Source organism: Exiguobacterium sp. s152 (assembly GCF_018618335.1).
GTDB lineage: Bacteria > Bacillota > Bacilli > Exiguobacteriales > Exiguobacteriaceae > Exiguobacterium > Exiguobacterium chiriqhucha.
On the sequence record NZ_JACSLX010000002.1, the window covers coordinates 152,883 to 168,939 of the forward strand.

General features: G+C 52.3%; 22 protein-coding genes. 3 read left to right on the top strand and 19 right to left on the bottom strand.

Annotated elements, in window-relative coordinates:
* Positions 1-2 precede the first annotated feature (2 nt).
* The 5 genes from bshC to KNP72_RS04805 all read right to left on the bottom strand — a co-directional run bounded on the left by bshC (position 3) and on the right by KNP72_RS04805 (position 3,608).
* Positions 3-1,559 (bottom strand): bacillithiol biosynthesis cysteine-adding enzyme BshC, encoded by a 1,557-nt coding sequence (gene bshC, locus KNP72_RS04785; protein ID WP_353048441.1) that lies wholly within the window; start codon positions 1,557-1,559, stop codon positions 3-5.
* A gap of 24 nt (positions 1,560-1,583) precedes the next feature.
* Positions 1,584-1,943, bottom strand: a complete 360-nt coding sequence (locus tag KNP72_RS04790; protein ID WP_021067036.1) for a DUF3397 domain-containing protein — start codon at positions 1,941-1,943, stop codon at positions 1,584-1,586.
* Positions 1,937-2,776, bottom strand: coding sequence for a ketopantoate reductase C-terminal domain-containing protein (locus tag KNP72_RS04795; protein WP_214832357.1), 840 nt, complete (start codon positions 2,774-2,776; stop codon positions 1,937-1,939). The genes KNP72_RS04790 and KNP72_RS04795 overlap by 7 nt, the downstream gene beginning before the upstream one ends.
* A gap of 108 nt (positions 2,777-2,884) precedes the next feature.
* Positions 2,885-3,058 carry a 50S ribosomal protein L32 gene (gene rpmF / locus KNP72_RS04800; protein ID WP_015881300.1) on the bottom strand — a complete coding sequence of 58 codons (174 nt, stop codon included), beginning with the start codon at positions 3,056-3,058 and terminating at the stop codon, positions 2,885-2,887.
* Positions 3,059-3,080: 22 nt separating this feature from the next.
* Positions 3,081-3,608, bottom strand: coding sequence for a YceD family protein (locus tag KNP72_RS04805; protein ID WP_029595742.1), 528 nt, complete (start codon positions 3,606-3,608; stop codon positions 3,081-3,083).
* Positions 3,609-3,765: 157 nt separating this feature from the next.
* On the opposite strand from KNP72_RS04805, the gene KNP72_RS04810 reads away from it, so the two are divergent.
* On the top strand, positions 3,766-4,896 hold the full coding sequence (locus KNP72_RS04810; protein ID WP_214719488.1) for a tRNA(Met) cytidine acetate ligase: 1,131 nt from the start codon (positions 3,766-3,768) through the stop codon (positions 4,894-4,896).
* Here KNP72_RS04810 and KNP72_RS04815 read toward each other — a convergent pair.
* From KNP72_RS04815 to KNP72_RS04835, 5 genes are read right to left on the bottom strand one after another with little or no spacing between them, the layout of a single operon-like run.
* A complete protein-coding gene (locus tag KNP72_RS04815; RefSeq protein WP_021067032.1) occupies positions 4,875-5,867 on the bottom strand; it encodes a SepM family pheromone-processing serine protease in 993 nt (330 codons plus the stop codon). The genes KNP72_RS04810 and KNP72_RS04815 overlap by 22 nt on opposite strands.
* A complete protein-coding gene (coaD, locus tag KNP72_RS04820; protein ID WP_214719489.1) occupies positions 5,864-6,361 on the bottom strand; it encodes a pantetheine-phosphate adenylyltransferase in 498 nt (165 codons plus the stop codon). Before coaD ends, KNP72_RS04815 begins: the two co-directional genes overlap by 4 nt.
* Before the next feature lie 4 nt (positions 6,362-6,365).
* Positions 6,366-6,932 (bottom strand): 16S rRNA (guanine(966)-N(2))-methyltransferase RsmD, encoded by a 567-nt coding sequence (gene rsmD, locus KNP72_RS04825; protein ID WP_214832358.1) that lies wholly within the window; start codon positions 6,930-6,932, stop codon positions 6,366-6,368.
* Between the two features lie 53 nt (positions 6,933-6,985).
* Complete coding sequence (locus tag KNP72_RS04830; protein WP_286038161.1) at positions 6,986-7,249, bottom strand: DUF2129 domain-containing protein; 264 nt, start codon at positions 7,247-7,249, stop codon at positions 6,986-6,988.
* A complete protein-coding gene (locus tag KNP72_RS04835; protein WP_214832360.1) occupies positions 7,233-7,679 on the bottom strand; it encodes a YlbF/YmcA family competence regulator in 447 nt (148 codons plus the stop codon). Before KNP72_RS04835 ends, KNP72_RS04830 begins: the two co-directional genes overlap by 17 nt.
* 130 nt (positions 7,680-7,809) lie before the next feature.
* Here KNP72_RS04835 and KNP72_RS04840 point away from each other — a divergent pair, with 130 nt between their 5' ends.
* Positions 7,810-8,565, top strand: coding sequence for an ATP-grasp domain-containing protein (locus tag KNP72_RS04840; RefSeq protein ID WP_214719491.1), 756 nt, complete (start codon positions 7,810-7,812; stop codon positions 8,563-8,565).
* A 103-nt stretch (positions 8,566-8,668) separates the two neighbouring features.
* The gene (locus KNP72_RS04845) at positions 8,669-9,031 is read left to right on the top strand and encodes a YugN family protein (protein WP_021067026.1); all 363 of its coding nucleotides are present in this window, start codon (positions 8,669-8,671) and stop codon (positions 9,029-9,031) included.
* Between the two features lie 60 nt (positions 9,032-9,091).
* Here KNP72_RS04845 and KNP72_RS04850 read toward each other — a convergent pair whose 3' ends face one another.
* From KNP72_RS04850 to coxB, 9 genes are all read right to left on the bottom strand, one after another.
* Positions 9,092-9,583: a cysteine hydrolase family protein gene (locus KNP72_RS04850; protein ID WP_214719492.1), complete on the bottom strand. Its 492-nt coding sequence runs from the start codon at positions 9,581-9,583 to the stop codon at positions 9,092-9,094.
* Positions 9,584-9,716: 133 nt separating this feature from the next.
* Positions 9,717-9,989, bottom strand: coding sequence for a hypothetical protein (locus KNP72_RS04855; RefSeq protein ID WP_021067024.1), 273 nt, complete (start codon positions 9,987-9,989; stop codon positions 9,717-9,719).
* A gap of 5 nt (positions 9,990-9,994) precedes the next feature.
* Positions 9,995-10,609 carry an SCO family protein gene (locus KNP72_RS04860; protein ID WP_214719493.1) on the bottom strand — a complete coding sequence of 205 codons (615 nt, stop codon included), beginning with the start codon at positions 10,607-10,609 and terminating at the stop codon, positions 9,995-9,997.
* Positions 10,610-10,629: 20 nt separating this feature from the next.
* The gene (locus KNP72_RS04865) at positions 10,630-11,091 is read right to left on the bottom strand and encodes a DUF420 domain-containing protein (protein ID WP_034777049.1); all 462 of its coding nucleotides are present in this window, start codon (positions 11,089-11,091) and stop codon (positions 10,630-10,632) included.
* Between the two features lie 23 nt (positions 11,092-11,114).
* On the bottom strand, positions 11,115-12,038 hold the full coding sequence (locus KNP72_RS04870) for a cytochrome c oxidase assembly protein (RefSeq protein ID WP_214719494.1): 924 nt from the start codon (positions 12,036-12,038) through the stop codon (positions 11,115-11,117).
* 134 nt (positions 12,039-12,172) lie between these two features.
* Positions 12,173-12,502, bottom strand: a complete 330-nt coding sequence (locus tag KNP72_RS04875; protein ID WP_021067020.1) for a cytochrome C oxidase subunit IV family protein — start codon at positions 12,500-12,502, stop codon at positions 12,173-12,175.
* Between the two features lies 1 nt (position 12,503).
* Positions 12,504-13,130 (bottom strand): cytochrome (ubi)quinol oxidase subunit III, encoded by a 627-nt coding sequence (locus tag KNP72_RS04880; RefSeq protein WP_021067019.1) that lies wholly within the window; start codon positions 13,128-13,130, stop codon positions 12,504-12,506.
* Positions 13,131-14,969 (bottom strand): cytochrome c oxidase subunit I, encoded by a 1,839-nt coding sequence (ctaD, locus tag KNP72_RS04885; protein ID WP_051627797.1) that lies wholly within the window; start codon positions 14,967-14,969, stop codon positions 13,131-13,133.
* 68 nt (positions 14,970-15,037) lie between these two features.
* Positions 15,038-16,015: a cytochrome c oxidase subunit II gene (coxB, locus tag KNP72_RS04890; RefSeq protein ID WP_214832600.1), complete on the bottom strand. Its 978-nt coding sequence runs from the start codon at positions 16,013-16,015 to the stop codon at positions 15,038-15,040.
* Positions 16,016-16,057 lie beyond the last annotated feature (42 nt).

Consider the following 16,057-nt stretch of genomic DNA (forward strand, 5'->3'; position numbering starts at 1 on the left):
GGTTACAATTTGACCAAACATCGCTCGAAATCAGCTTGTTCATAAGTCCGGCGTAAACGCTCGAACAAATCGAGACCGTGACGGTTCAACAACGGGACCATTGACCAAATCCGTTCTTGCGGGGCATCCATCGGCAAGAGCCGTGTCGATAGATGGATCCGTCGACTGTTCAAGCGGTATTGGTCGCGTTTCGCTTCGGCTCGCATCTCGTCGCCGAGACGCTCGAGCACATGGCGGGCCTTCGCATCAAACCGGTGTCCGTGCTTGCCTGCCTCGCGTCCGATCGCTTCCGTGAGCGTCCGGTACGTGTACAGGTTTTGGTCGAACGCTTCGTCGTCGAACGTGTGGTCCGGTAACGGGTCCGCCAAATAGTCGACGAGCGTCACGCCTTCTTGGGCGAGCTTCTTCTCATCGTTCGCCGAGACGAGCACGGCCCCGAGCCGTGGAATCAACAGCGGCATCTTCCAATCGAGGACATGGAACAAGGGACGAAGTTGAAGCCAATAGGCGATTTCACCAGGACCTGCGATATAGGCGAGTGTCGGGAACAAGTGGTCCTGCATGAGCGGACGGGACACGACGTTGTTCGAGAACCGCTCCGGGTGCGTTTCCACTTGTTGAATCAGCTCGGCCTCCGTGAAGCGGTGGCCCCGCTTCGTCGTGAAGAGCCCGTCCTGTTTCGTCAACAGTTCGCGCGTCCCATCGTGATAGAACAGGTGGGCCGCTTCCCGATTCAACTCGACAATCGGCATCCCGTCCTCGAACGAATCGTGCAGCGCCGCCTGCAAGCGATCGTGTTCCGTGATCAACCGTTTGAACGCGTCGCGCTCGAGGGCCCGAACTTCCGGCTGGTGCGGGTCGAACAGGATGAAGTCCGTGCCGACAAACCGACGCATCATTTGACCGAAAAATTGGGCGAACGAATGGCTCGCTTGAATCACATCGACGAGCTCATGATAGAGCGTCGTCGTATAACGCGTCTCCGTCTCGGATAACAAGAGGCGTTGCAACATTTGCACGAGTTCGATTTTAAGGCGATCGAATTCCAATTCTCCGACCGACGCCTTCCCGGCGAGCGGGACGGTCGACAACGCCTCTTTGCGCAGTTGACGCGACAGCGGTTGGCTCACGAAGACATGGTTGATTTCGGCATAATCATGATCCTCCGTCGCCATCCAAAAGATCGGGAGGACCGGTTTGTTCAATTTCGCTTCCGCCTGTTTGGCCTTCTTCAGCACGGTCAACAGTTTATACACCGCGAACAACGGACCACCGAACACCCCGACTTGTTGCCCGGTCACCATCGTGAACGCCTCACCGGCGGCCAACGCTTCGAGTTTTGATTCGAGCGCCGGAGAAATCGGACCGTGGACGGCTTGTTGGTCTCGCAAAATGTCGACGAGCGCGGGCAAATGCTTGAAGGAACGGTTCATCAGTTCGTCCGCCCTCACCTCGAGCTCATCCATCCCTGTATAGTCCAGCCATTTCGAATATCCCGTCTCCACTTGCATCATCGGAGACGATGGGGCGTACATGGCGTCTAGCGACTCTATCCTCACGTATAACGACTTCCTTTCAAACGATTAATACATCATCTCTCGTGCGATGCCGATCGTAAACAAGACGATGTGGGCCGGGACGAGCACCAAAAACAATAAGCGCCACCCGTGCACGAACATCTTCGAATAGACGACATCCTCATGGCGAATCCGTTGCCAAATCGCGTTGGCCGGGAAGATGGCGGCACAGACCGCAAGCAACAGCCAGATCAAATCGATCCCGACAATCGCTTCGAGCAGAACCGCACATGCATAAAACCAAAGGATCACGCCGGCGTCACAGGCGAGTTTGAACGTATTAACCGATTTCGGCATAATTTTTCTAAGTATCATATACACCATAAACCAAATGACGAGTGGAAATGAAACGATATACACTAGCACGATACGCTCGCTCCTAAAATTAATTTTTGCATGACCGGAATGACGGTCAATGTGACGCCTCGTTCGTCGGCACGTTTCAAGAGCGGCGTCAAGATGGCGTCGACCTCGGTCTGGCGCCCCGCCTCGATGTCACGTAGCATCGAAGAACGATTGTGTGCCGTCTTGTCGATAATCGTGTCGATATATGTATACGGGACGTGACGGTCGAACAACATCGTCAGTTCTTCGTAAAGCGCCGTCGCGATATCGCGGCAAGGCGGTACGGCGACCGCACCGTTCTCGACACGGCAGAGCGCCGTAATCGGATTGATGATTGCGTTGGCGAATAGTTTCTCGGTGACGACTTGTTCGATATCCGTCTCCCACACGACAGTGAGCGGTGACGCGTTGAACGACATCTCTTCGAGCGAGCCGAGGCTGCCGATGCGGATGCGCCCGAGCCCGGTATGCTGAAGCCGATGGCCATCGCGGCTCACACCATGTTCGACCACACCGAGGTGGAATCCTTTCGTACGTGCATAGTCGAGATGCGCGATTCCGTTCGAACAGATGAATACGGGTACGTCGCCGGACAATCGTTCCGTCGCCGCCTCGACCTGATGCGCTTTCGTCGTCACAAAGAACACGTCCTGCTCCGTCTCAATGATTTTCGTCACCGGACAGAGGCGAACCTGAACCGTTCCCTGCGTGACGCCGGTACGTTCGATCGTCACAGTCGATGCCTCGTCGACACGGCCATAGAGGGTCACCGTATAGTCCGGTTCGAACAGCGAAGCCATCAACATGCCGACGGCGCCGTTCCCGATAATCCCAATTCGTTTAATCGGCTTCATTGGCCATCCCTCCACGTCTAGTCTGCACTGAAAAGTTTACCACAATCTGTTTCCACGACCCAAAAATAAAAAAAGAAGCGGCCTCCGAGGAGACCGCTTCTTTTCGCATTATTTGCTTGTTACTTCTTTACCGTTGTAGTGTCCGCAAGATTTGCATACACGGTGAGAAAGCTTCATTTCGCCACAGTTCGGGCACTCGTTCATACCAGGTACGTTGAGTTTGAAGTGAGTACGACGAAGACGTTTGCGAGTTTTCGACGTTCTACGGAATGGTACTGCCATCGTTGTCCACCTCCTTGAAAAGTTAGCCGTTCTCGTCCTCTTTTTTAGAGAACAAGTCAGCGAGCCCCGCGAGGCGCGGGTCAATTTTTGGTTGGTCGTCCGGCTGCTCGTCAATGACGGACCAGCCTTCCCCTTCAACCTGAGTTTTGTCTGTTTCGTTCCCAAAGATTTGCATTGGGACGTCTAACATGATGAGCTCTTTTACGATCGGTCGCAGATCAATCGTATTTCCTTCTGGCAAATTGACATCATCGAATTGCTCCGTATAACGCCCATTCTCCAAAAAGAAAGGCTCGAGCGATTCAATATCGAATTCATAAATGACATCATCCAACGTACGCGCATCTGGCAACGTCAGGTCACCTTGAATCTTCAGATTGAATGTAACTTGATTAGATGTGAACGACGCATTCCCGTGCACATGCACCGGACGAATCGAACGGATATCCGGATGGAGCTGAGTAAGCTCTGGTAGTTCGACCATCTCATCGATGGTAAAACTGTCACCCTGGTTTCGTAGCTTAAGTAGCTGTGCAATAGACCACTTCATCCGAATCACCTCAATTGCAACAATATGAATTATAGATAGGCCAACTTGTTTTGTCAATGTTTTTTCTTTACACTAAAATCAGTTGACGACGGCGCTTTGCCAAAGCGTACTTATCCATCTTACACCAATCCAATCGACAATGCAAAGGAGTAATTTTATGCGAAAAACGGCCATCATTGCCGAGTACAATCCGTTCCATAACGGGCACCTCCATCAGGCGGAACGAGCCCGGATCGAAACAGACGCTGACGCTGTCATCGCCGTCATGAGTGCCCAGTTCACCCAGCGCGGCGAGCCGGCAGCTTTCGACAAATGGAGCCGGGCCCGCGCCGCCGTCCAAACGGGCGCGATCGACCTCGTCATCGAACTCCCGACTCGTTTCGGCGTGCACCGGGCCGACCGGTTCGCGAGCGCCGCGGTCGCCATCGCCGAGCGCGTACGTTGTCAAACGCTGTCCTTCGGTAGCGAGAGCGGCGACATCAGCGACGTTACCCAGGCGGCGGCGGCCAACATCGAAGCGACTCCAGCCTATCAGACGGCGTTCAAAGAAGCGTTGGACAATGGACGTTCTTCCGCCAAGGCGTCGAGCGAGGCGTTCGGGTCACTCTATCCCGACTTTGATTTGACGCTCCCGAACAACATTCTCGCCTATCACTACGCGAAAGCGGCGACGTCCATCGAACTGCACACGATTCGCCGTCTCGGGGCCGGATACCATGACCCGAGCGTCTCAGACGTCATGTCGGCCACGGGCGTGCGCGCCCACTACTTAGAGTCAGGTCTGGTCCGGGCCGTCCCTGACGCCACGAGAACGCTGTTTCAGGACAATCCGATGGCGCATTGGTCACTTTATTGGCCCGTCCTTCAATATAAGCTGCGGACGACCCCGAAAGACGTACTTGAGCAACTCGTCGGTATCGACAGCTCGCTGTCGCCCCGCTTGATTCAAGCCGGGCTCGAGCCGACGTTCGAACAGGCGCTCGCCCGCTTATTGACGAGACGTTATACCCGGACGTCCATCCAACGAGCGCTCGTCGCCATCCTCATCCATTGGCGACAGGACGAGTTGCCGGAACGGTTCGACGACGTACCGTATATCCGTCCGCTCGCGTTCAACACAATCGGGCGCACTGTGTTAAAGGACATAAAAAAAGACGTACCGCTCCTCAGCAAGTACCATCCCGATCTTGCGTTCGAGGCTCGAGTGACCGAGGCGTATCGCCTTCCGCTCGGAAATCGGTCACTCGTCGAACATATGCAAACTCCTCAATTCATCGATTCTAAATAATCGATGGCTTCCTCGACCGTCTTGACGGGAACGACTTCAATGTCGCTCTCGAGTCGGTCGAGCGACTCCATCGCCTCGTCGTAGTTCGACCCGGCCGGCACGAAGAACACGGATGCCCCAGCCTCGTCCGCAGCTACGATTTTTTGCCATGCCCCGCCAATCGGCCCGACGTTCCCTAACTCATCGACCGTTCCCGTTCCGGCAATGACGGCACCGCCCGTCAAATCGCCCGGCGTCAACTGATCAAAAATCTCGAGCGTGAACATGAGGCCGGCCGACGGTCCGCCGACGTTCGTCAGTTCGAACGAGACGTCCGGGTCCGTGCGCACGTCCTGGACGGGCAGCGGCTCATAAATCCCAAGCCCGACCCGGTCCCCGCTCCGGTCAATCGGTTGAATCAGCGTATCGACCTCACGTTCGCGACCGTCACGTTCAAGCGTGACAGAGACTTCATCGCCGGCTTCAAATGAGGCGACGCGTTCGATAAAGTCAAGGCGCGATGCGAACGATTGGCCATCGAGCGCCGTGATGATGTCACCCGGCTTCAAGACGTTCGCGGCGAGCGACCCCGTGATTGGGGCCGAGACGTACATGCCGTCAAACGTCACCGTCACATCGGCGTCCGCCAACTCATAGGCGTATTGAATCGCCGCTTGTTGCGACGACGACATCAACAACTCTTGTCTGCGTTCGTAGTCCGCCTCGCTTTCCCCGTCATACAGATAGCGGCTGGCCGGACTCGCCTCCGTGAACGGGGTGAACCAGCTGCCGACGAGCCAGAGCGGTGTCGCCCGGCGTTGCGAGATGGTCACCATCTTCAGTTCGCCCGGTTCTTTGTCCCCGCCCTCGACCGTCATGAACTCTTCGATCGTCGTCGCCTCGCCCGGATACGTGATGTAATACGGGAGTGGCACGAACAAGAAAATCAGGACAGCCACGAGCAGACCGAAACCGATTTTGAGCGACTTCATTGTCCGGGACTCACTTCATATTTTTGCCGCAACGCGAGTTCGACTTGCTCCGGGACGAGCTCGGCGACGGACGCCCCGTATTTGGCGACTTCTTTCACAATCGAAGAGCTGAGGAACGAGTACTGGCTGTTCGTCATCATGAACAACGTCTCCACGTTCTCATTCAACTTTTTATTGATCGATGCGATTTGAAGCTCATACTCGAAGTCCGAGACGGCCCGCAGGCCACGGACGATGGTCGCCGCCTCACGCTTGGCGGCATATTCGACGAGCAGACCGCCAAACGCGTCGGCGGTGACGTTCGGTAAATGTGTGGTCACCTCACGAATGAGCGACAGACGCTCTTCCACGTTAAAGAGAGGTGCCTTACTCGAGTTTTCGAGCACGGCGACTATAACTTCGTCGAAGATAGCCGCCGCCCGCTCGATGATATCTAAATGGCCGTTCGTAATCGGGTCAAAGCTCCCCGGGCAAATCGCGATACGTTTTGACATGTTCTCACTCCTCGGTCGCTGCATACTCGTAAAAGCTGATCGTAATCACGTCCGAGTAGCGTTGCACCTTGATTTTTTCCAACTGCCCGACTCGGTCCGGCAACGTCACGTCGCTGCCGTGCTCGCAGACGACGACACCGTTGTCCGTCAACAGCCGGTTCGTTTCAATGGTTTGTAAAAACAGCACATGTTCTTCCGCATGGTACGGCGGGTCCATGAATATCAGTAAAAACGGCTGACCTTTGAGGACGAGTTGGTCGAGAACAGAGCGAGCGTCTTGTTGGAGCACCGTCGCTTTCGACTCGTAACGTGTCGTCTGCAAATTGTCTGTGACCGTCTGAATCGCCTTTCGTTGCTTGTCGACGAACACGGCATGGTCACACCCCCGTGACAACGCCTCGATTCCTAGACCGCCGCTCCCGGCGTATAGGTCAAGCGCATCGCCCCCGGCGAAATAAGGACCGATGATGTTGAATAACGATTCTTTTACTTTATCTGTCGTTGGTCGTGTGGCCGACCCCGGGACCGCCTTGAGTCGGGTCCCTTTTCTTTCTCCTGAAATCACTCGCATATTCGTTCTCCTTCACCACAAAAGATGAAGGCGGTGCCGCCTTCATCTCTGTGTTATTTCTGCTTCGATTCGTACGTTTCCGCGACGAACGGCCGCTCACTGCGGACGACCGCTTCGACGAACGGCAACGCGCTCACTTGTTCGAGAATCGCCTCATGTCCATCAAGGTCGGTATACAAGAAGGCGTACTTCTCCCGCTTTGACACGTAATACAGGTTCGCATAGCGACGCAACGCCTTCACTTGTTTCAACGATTGGACGTAAACGACGAACCCGATTCGACCATTCAACTCAAACGTCTTAGATGGTACATCCACAGCTTCCGCCTCCACAACTTCCTCCGCCTGAACATCCGCCTTCGTCGAAGAACGGGTTTCCGGTCGGGACTTTGATTTTTGGAGAAACCGAGAAGGCCAACAGCTCACTCACTTCCCCGAGCAGCTTATCTAAACTGCGTTCCGCTTTTTTAAATGCGGCCACTTCTGGCTGGACATCGAGACGCCGTTTGACGAGATGCATCTCTTTTTTAATGCGATCGTGGTCCGGGTGATGTTTCCCGAACCGCTGTACGTACTCGTAATCTTCTTTCATCCGCAAGAACTCACGTTCCACGAGACGCGCTTCCTCTGATTGGGCTCGCGCTTGTTTCGTGGCAATATATGTTTGGAACGACTCGCTCGCTTCAATCAAATCGGCTAACGATTCCGTTTGATCGAGCAGGGCGATCGTCTGTTCAGTAATAATCATGGCTTTCACCCTTTCTGCCATGATTTTAACACATTTGATTCCCTCTGTAAGCAATCGGCTTTATAATTGAATGTGACTGTCAAGCGTCCAACCAGAAAGGAAGTGAACAGGTGCGCACCTGCACCTCGCTATGAAAAAAGTCTCATTCAATATGATTCGCTCGGCCGGCATTAAGACCGACTATGCGAAACCTGAATATTATTACGACCAGCTCGATAAAGTAAGAGCAGCCGACCTCGTCTTGTTCCCTGAATATTGGATGGTTAACTCGATCATCTACGGACTCAATAAACCGATTTTCCCGTCTCCAGCCACGTATCACCTCGGGCACGATAAGATTGAGATGACGCGCGCCTTCAAGGCGACGTTCCCGCACCGAATCCCGAAGACGCTCATCTACGGGAAAAACCCTTATACGATTGAGCGTGTTTTGGAAGAGTTCGAGTATCCGTTCGTCGCCAAGACGGCCAAGTCGTCGATGGGACAAGGCGTCTGGCTCATCAAGCATGAACAGGATTGGCTCAAGTACGTCGACAAGCACGAGACGTTTTACGTCCAGCAATACATCCCGAACGACCGTGACCTGCGAATCATCGTCATCGGTGAAGAAGTCGTCGGTTCGTATTGGCGTGTCAGCGAGGCGTTCTTGAACAACGTCGCCCAAGGCGCCCAGTTCTCATATGATGATATCCCGGAAGACGTCGTCGCGGAAGTGCTCGACATCGCCAAGACGCTCCACATCAATCACGCGGCCTTCGACGTCATCGTCGCCGACGGTGAATTTTACATTTTAGAGTTCAACGTCTTCTTCGGCTCAGAGGGACTCATGCCGCTCGGTGTGAGGCTTACAGACAAAATCAACCATTACCTCGACACCCGCGCTTGAGGCGTTCATCTTTTTTTCACAATTTGAACACACGTTATTCCAAGAACGTTTTCGAATATGATATGATGACATATGAGGTTTATTAGGGAAAAGGGGGATTATGATGAAATTTGAGCAGTTCCACATCGAGGGAAAAGAGATCCGCTTCGGTTTGCTCGAGACGATCATGGATCATCATCATTTCATCCGTGAAGGCGCTTGGGACTATGAGCGTGCAACGTATGACATGAAGTACGAGAAACAATCGACAGGCGAGACGTTCTACCTTCGCTTACCGGTATATGCAATCGAAGGCCAAATCGAGGACCGTCATGCGGTCGTCAAAATGTTGACACCAATTCTCGGAAAACATTACTACCCGCACGGCGTCGAGTACGACGAAGAGTTCCCAGAAGAAATCGTCCGTGATTGCGAGCGTCGTCTAGCCGCACTCGCTGAGACACTCGAAGTAAAACCCCTTGCATAAGCGAAGGGGTTTTTCTTATGGACACATATAACGAACCGAGGTAAGCATCGGCAGAGCAAGTTACGCCGACAAGTCCTCTGATTGGATGATGGTGCAGCCCTTACCCTCGTAATACGCAATCATGTCGTCGATTTTCTTCAAGTCATAGCTCGTGATGCAATCCGACAGGACGCTAACCGTATAGTCGGATTTCCGCAGATTGTAACACGTCGACTTCACACAGGCGGTCGCATCGCCCCCGGTGATATAGAACGTGTCGATGCCGTGCTGTTCAATGAACGTCGCGAACGCCTCGCTCGTCAAGGCGTTGCCCTTGTATTTGGTGAACACGTGATCAGACACAATCTTCAAATCTGGGACTAATTCCGCCCCGCGCGTCCCGGTTTTGAACGTTCTCGTCCCCGCAGATAAGTTCTCATGCCGAATATAGACGACATGAAGTCCCTTGGCGACCGCCCAATCGATTGATGTGTTGATGTTGTCGATGATCGCTTTGTAATTTTTCGTGATGTCATTCTGAATGTCGATGACGACCAACGCTTGCTGTTGCATCTGATTTCCCCCTCGATGAGTCGTGTACCGTAACTACTCTTTTCATCTTACCAGAGTTGAATCTTGGAAAATATAGACAAAATAAATCATCAGCATACAAAAAAGGGAGGACCCGCCGAGGGTCTCCCTTTTGTCATGTCGCGATGACGTTGAGCGTCACATCGACTTGTCCGAGCAACAAGTCGAACTGGTCGCGCACGTACCGATATAAGCGTTCAGCCTCAACGAGTGAGACGGGTGCAACGATTTGATAATCGTATCGCTCTTTCGAGACGGACACGACCTTCACTTCGCGCAATCCGAATTCGATTGCACTGCAAGCAATCAAATCCTCAATCGCCCGCTCGGCGATCGTCACATCTCCATAGGAATAATCATTTCCGATGACAGCCATCGTATCATTCATCTTCTTCACTCCTTTTCTGCCGCGAGTACTAACACGTCCTCCATAATGGTTTCGATATCGACGGGTTTTTCTCCTGCCGTGGCCATTTGGGCGACCGCACGGACGTCGTGCTGACGGTCGATGATATACATCGTCGTCGCATGCGTGACGAGTCCGCTGTTCGCTTTCGAATAATAGAATTGAAGCTGACGCGTGATGCGGTCGATATCGGCCTGGTCCCCGGTCAACATCTTCCAGCCCGTCGGTTCGGCTTGGAACGCCTCCCCATAATTCTCGAGGACCGGCACCGTATCGACTTCAGGGTCGACAGTGATGGCGACGAGCTCGACGTCCGTCCCGTACAGGTCGTTCGCTTTCAACTCTTGCTCTAGCTTCATGAAGTCACGCAACGTGAGCGGGCAGATGTCCGGACAGTTCGTATAGAAGAACGTGACGATTTTGACTTTGCCATTATCCGAATTGTACGACTGACCGTCGAGCGCGTTCGTCAACGTGAACGGGGTCGGCTCTTGGATGACGGGCAGGTCCTCTTCTTTAAAGAAAAAGAAGTACGAGGCCACACCGATTGCCACCAGAATGGCGACCGTCAAGCCGACCGTCATATAGCTGTTCCGTTTCATCCTCATCCCCCTCTCTCGATTCACCCGCCGATAATGGCACGGAAGACGTTCGTCGTCTCACCCGGGTCATAGGCGACATAAAGGAGGACGTATACCGTCACGCCTGTAATCGCTGTGAAAAACCAGACGACCGAGGCTTTCGGTCCGATTTTACGGTGTTTCTCGACTTTATTTTTATAGCCGAGGTAAAGCGTGATCAATCCGAGGACCCCACCCGTCGTCGCGAGCAGGATATGGAAAATCATGAACGCCAAATAGTAAGGCTTCACAGAATCCGGTCCTCCGAAAGCGGTATTGCCGACAAAAATCGTCCGTGAGACGTAAAGAATGAAGAATGTCGTCGCGGCGATTGCGGCGGCCGTCATGACTTTCTTATGCTTGTCGACGTTGCGGCGATCGCGCGCAATGATCGTCCATCCAATCGCTACTAAAATAGCACTGATGACAATGAATGTCACACTGATCAAGGCAAGATAGTTCATCGTAGTTTCCCCTTTGACTTAGTTCATTTTTTCTCTTTTGGTTCTTGCGGTGTGAACGACATGCCTTCGTCAATCGCAAGCGATTTCGTCCGGCGCACCCAACCGAAGAACGTCCAGCCGAAGAAGAAACCGTAGACGACTTCTTGACCGAGCTTCATCAATACCCCGCCGAAACGTTGGTCTTCGAGAGCGCTGTTCGTCGCTCCCATGAGCGCATTCAAATCGAGACCCGACACATCGCCGTTCGGCATACAGTAGCCGAGCACCGTTGCGAACGTCTCCGCGTCCGTATAGGCGTCATACAAGATACCTTGGCTGAAGATGATGAACGCACAGGCCGGTGTCAAGAGCACACCGTTCGCGATGATGTATACCATCCGCTTCAAATCTGACATCCCTTCCTCTTCTTCTGAGAGGAACGGTGCGATGACCGGATACCACATCGTCAAACTGAAGACGACGAGGGCGCCGTGGAAGATACGGTGCACACCATAGTTTGTCAAGACGTAGTCAAAGATGAATGGCATGTGGTAAAACGTGAATAATGCATTGAACAAAACGAGTGCGATCAAAGGTTTTGTCATAAACTTAAGCGTCGGCCCAATCACCTTATAGCTAAATAATTTCTCGAACACCCAATACGGCATCCCGTACACGACGAGCGCCGGTGCGAGAACATAGACGAGCACCATCTGCAACATGTGTACCGAGAAGATGATGTGTGCGAGAACATCGACCGGACTTCCGAAACCGATGTAATACAATAAAATGGCGGATAACATACTGAACTTTTGTAGTAACGTGGTCGACTCGTACCCTCGCTTCGCCATTTTCTCTGTGACGACCGCATAGAGGACGTACAACCCTACCATCAACAATCCGAACCATGGACTCCAAAGTGTCATCCAATCGAACTGTTTGAGTAGCTCTGATGTATTCCAGAGCATCCCTTCACCCCTTTTCTTTCTCTCCCAAACCAATGAAACCGTTCACTTCAAGATTACTATTCCTTTATTTTTGAAGTAAAGCAAAAAGGACTGAATCATCTATGTTTCCACAGATGTTCAATCCTTTGTCACATTTACCAAATGAGCAAGCGAAGTGCAGCGACTGTAATGATGGCGACAAAGATGCCAAGCCACATCATTCCGACGATCCACGTGTTGCCACGGTTGTTCATATGCATGAAGATATACAGCTGCAAGAACACTTGGATGATGGCGAGGATGATTAAGAAACCACCTGCCGCCCACACCGGCATGAGTTCAGCGTATACGGCGCCGAACGCGACGAATGTGAGCAAAATCATCATCGCGAAGCTGATCAACTGGAGTTGATACTCGCGGCGTGACTCGGCTTTTACTTCAAGCTCTAACTGTTTGTGTGATTCGTTGATTGGTTGTTTTTCCATGTTAGCTCACCATCCCTAAGAGGTAGACGATTGAGAAGATGAAAACCCAGACGACGTCGATAAAGTGCCAGTACAGGCTCGACACGTAAAACTTCGGTGCGTTGTACACATCGATTGGACGGTTCCAGTTGCGAATCAACAGCGTCGTGATCCAAAGTAGACCGAACGTGACGTGCGCGCCGTGGAAACCGACGAGCGTGTAGAACGCAGATCCGAACGCGCTCGACGTGAACGTGTGACCGATATGGTAGTAGTGGATGAACTCGTAAATCTCAGCTCCAAGGAAACCTGCCCCGAGGAGAAGCGTAATCACCAACCAAAACTTCATGCGGCCTGGATTGTTCGCTTTCATGTTCATCATGGCGAGAACACTTGTGAGCGAACTTGTGAGGAGGAGCATCGTCATTAAGAAGACGAGCCCCATCTCAAAGATATTGTAAGAACGAAGTTCCTCTGGCGCACCAGAGTTGAGTAGACCGACATACGTTCCGAAGAGCGAGGCGAAGAGAACGGTCTCTCCACCGAGGAAGAACCAGAAGGCTACATATTTATTTTTCCCTTCCAGCGTGGCTTTCTCTGGATTGGCCGGAATTCCGGTCACCGGGTGTTTTTCGACTGCATGTGCCATTTATTGGTCTCCTTTCTCACGAATCGCTTTCAAATCCGCTTCGATCTTCGATTTTGGAATGTAGAAGCCATGGTCGTCAATCCATGAACGGAGGAACATCGACACGAATGTGATGAGCAATCCGATCACGATGAGTGACCAACCGACAACTGCGTTATCCATTTGGAAAATCGCTCCGAGTCCGGCGATGAACAAGCCGAGTGACATGAAGAACGGGATAATCGAGTTGTTCGGCATGTGGATGTCTGCTACTGGTTCAGCGACAGATACCCGTTTGTTGCCCGCCATCTTCTCGAGCCAGAACGTATCGAGACCTTTGACAAGCGGTGTTTGTGCAAAGTTGTACTCTGGAGTCGGTACAGGAAGCGTCCACTCCAATGTACGTCCATCTTCCCAATGGTCCGGCTTGACGCGTTGTTTCGACAAGAATGCTTTCACAACAGCGACGAGCAAGACGATCGTCGACACACCCATGAAGAAGGCTCCGATTGTCGACAGCAAGTTCATCGTCTCAAACCCTTGGTTCGGAAGGTATGTGAAGACGCGGCGTGGCATCCCGAACAATCCGAGGAAATGTTGCGGGAAGAACGTCAAGTGGAACCCGATGAAGAACAACCAGAACTGCCAGTAGCCAAGCTTCTCAGAGAGCGCTTTGCCGAACATGAGCGGGAACCAGTAGTAAAGTCCTGCAAATAGACCGTAAACGACCCCACCTACGATTACGTAGTGGAAGTGAGCGACAACGAAGTAACTATCGTGGTACTGATAGTCGGCCGGTGCGACCGAAAGCATGACCCCTGTCATTCCCCCGACGAGGAATGATGGAATGAATGCGACCGAGTAGAGCATCGCGACGTTGAACTTGATTTGTCCGCCCCATAGTGTGAACAACCAGTTGAAGATTTTGACCCCTGTCGGAACGGCGATGGCCATTGTTGCGACAGCGAAAATCGAGTTGGCGACCGGTCCAAGACCGACCGTGAACATGTGGTGGACCCAAACCATGAATCCGAGGAAACCGATGAGCATCGTTGCGAAGACCATCGTTGTATAACCGAATAGGCGTTTACGAGCGAATGTCGGAATAATTTCCGAGAAAATACCGAACGCCGGTAAAATCAAGATGTATACTTCCGGGTGTCCGAAGATCCAGAAGAGGTGTTCCCAGATGACTACGTTACCGCCGGCTGCCGGGTCGAAGTAAACGGCTCCGAACAAGCGTTCGAACATCAACATGAACAATCCGACTGTGAGCGGTGGGAACGCGAAGACGATCAACGCCGAAGCGACGAACGTCGTCCACGTGAAGAGCGGCATCCGCATGAGTTTCATACCTGGAGCACGCATGTTCAAAATCGTGACGAGGAAGTTAATCCCGGCCATGAGTGAACCGAAACCTGAAATTTGAAGACCAAGGGCGTAGAAGTCGACCCCTGATGCTTCCGGTTGTGTCGAGAGCGGCGCGTACGCCGTCCAGCCTGCGTTCGGAGCTGCGCCGAAGAACCAGCTAAGGTTCAACATGACACCACCGAAGAAGAACAACCAGAATCCGAGTGAGTTAATGAACGGGAACGCAACATCGCGTGCCCCGATTTGAAGTGGTACGACGGCGTTCATGAATCCGAATAACATCGGCATGGCCGCTAGGAAGATCATCGTCGTCCCGTGCATCGTAATCAATTGGTTAAACGTTTCGCCGCTGACGAAGTCGTTCATCGGACGAACGAGTTGCCACCGAATAAGTAATGCTTCAATTCCACCGAGAAGGAGGAAGAAGATTCCTGAGAACAAATACAAAATACCGATTTTTTTGTGGTCAACCGTCGTAACCCAATCCATGATGCCATTGTATTTACGCGGTTGCTGCAATGCAGTGGTCTGTGCCACGTGAAATCCCCCTTTTCCCGTTAGTCAATCTTCTGATCGTACAAGAAGTCAACGAGTGCATCTAACTCTTCATCACTGATTTGGCCTTCACCGAAGCCAGGCATTAGCGCGCCTTGTTTCAATTCTTGAGGATCACGAATCCATTCTTTCAATTTCTCTTCGTTGTTTTCAAGATAACCAGCTAACTTTTCGCGATCGCCGAAGTTTGTCAGACTAGGCGCGACTTTCCCGCCGCCGTGACAGCTCAAGCAGCTCTGGACGTAAACGGCCTCACCTGTCGTCAAGTTTTGGTTATCGGCAACAAGTTTTTCTGTGTTCGCGTCTTGCTGTGCTTTCATGTCTTCGAGCCATTTGTCGTAATCTTCTTGTTCGAGTGCGATGACTTTGAAGTCCATGAGCGCGTGTGACGGTCCGCAAAGCTCGGCACATTTCCCGAAGAACGTACCTGGTTCATTTGCATGCAACCACATTTCGTTATCAAGGCCTGGGTTCGTGTCCGTTTTACCAGATAAAGCCGGTACCCAGAACGAGTGGATGACGTCTTTCGATGTCAAGTTGATGCCGACACGTTTGCCGACCGGGATGACAAGTTCTTGTCCCGTGACGACGCCTGCGTTCGGATATTCAAACTCCCACCAGTACAAGTTAGCCGTAACATTGATTTCTTCTTCTTTTTTCGCTTCTTTCGCTTTCGCGAGTTCGACAGTCGTCGTGATTGTCGGTACAGCGAGAATGATGAGCAAGATGATTGGCACGACTGTCCAAATCATCTCGAGCGTGCTGCTTCCTTCGACTTGCTTCGGAATCGAATCGTCTTTACGACGGAACTTCATGAGCACGTAAACGTAAATGATCGATACGATGACGAGTACGAAGAGCATAATTACCAAACTGATGATAATGATCCGGAGCTGAATTTCAGCGCCTTCTCCCATCGGCTTCAATGCAGACAATCCCTCAACGCCGCACCCTGATAATAGCAGTGCGAACATCATCATCGGGACGATGCCAAACAGAAGCTTTTTAAATGATTTCACAAC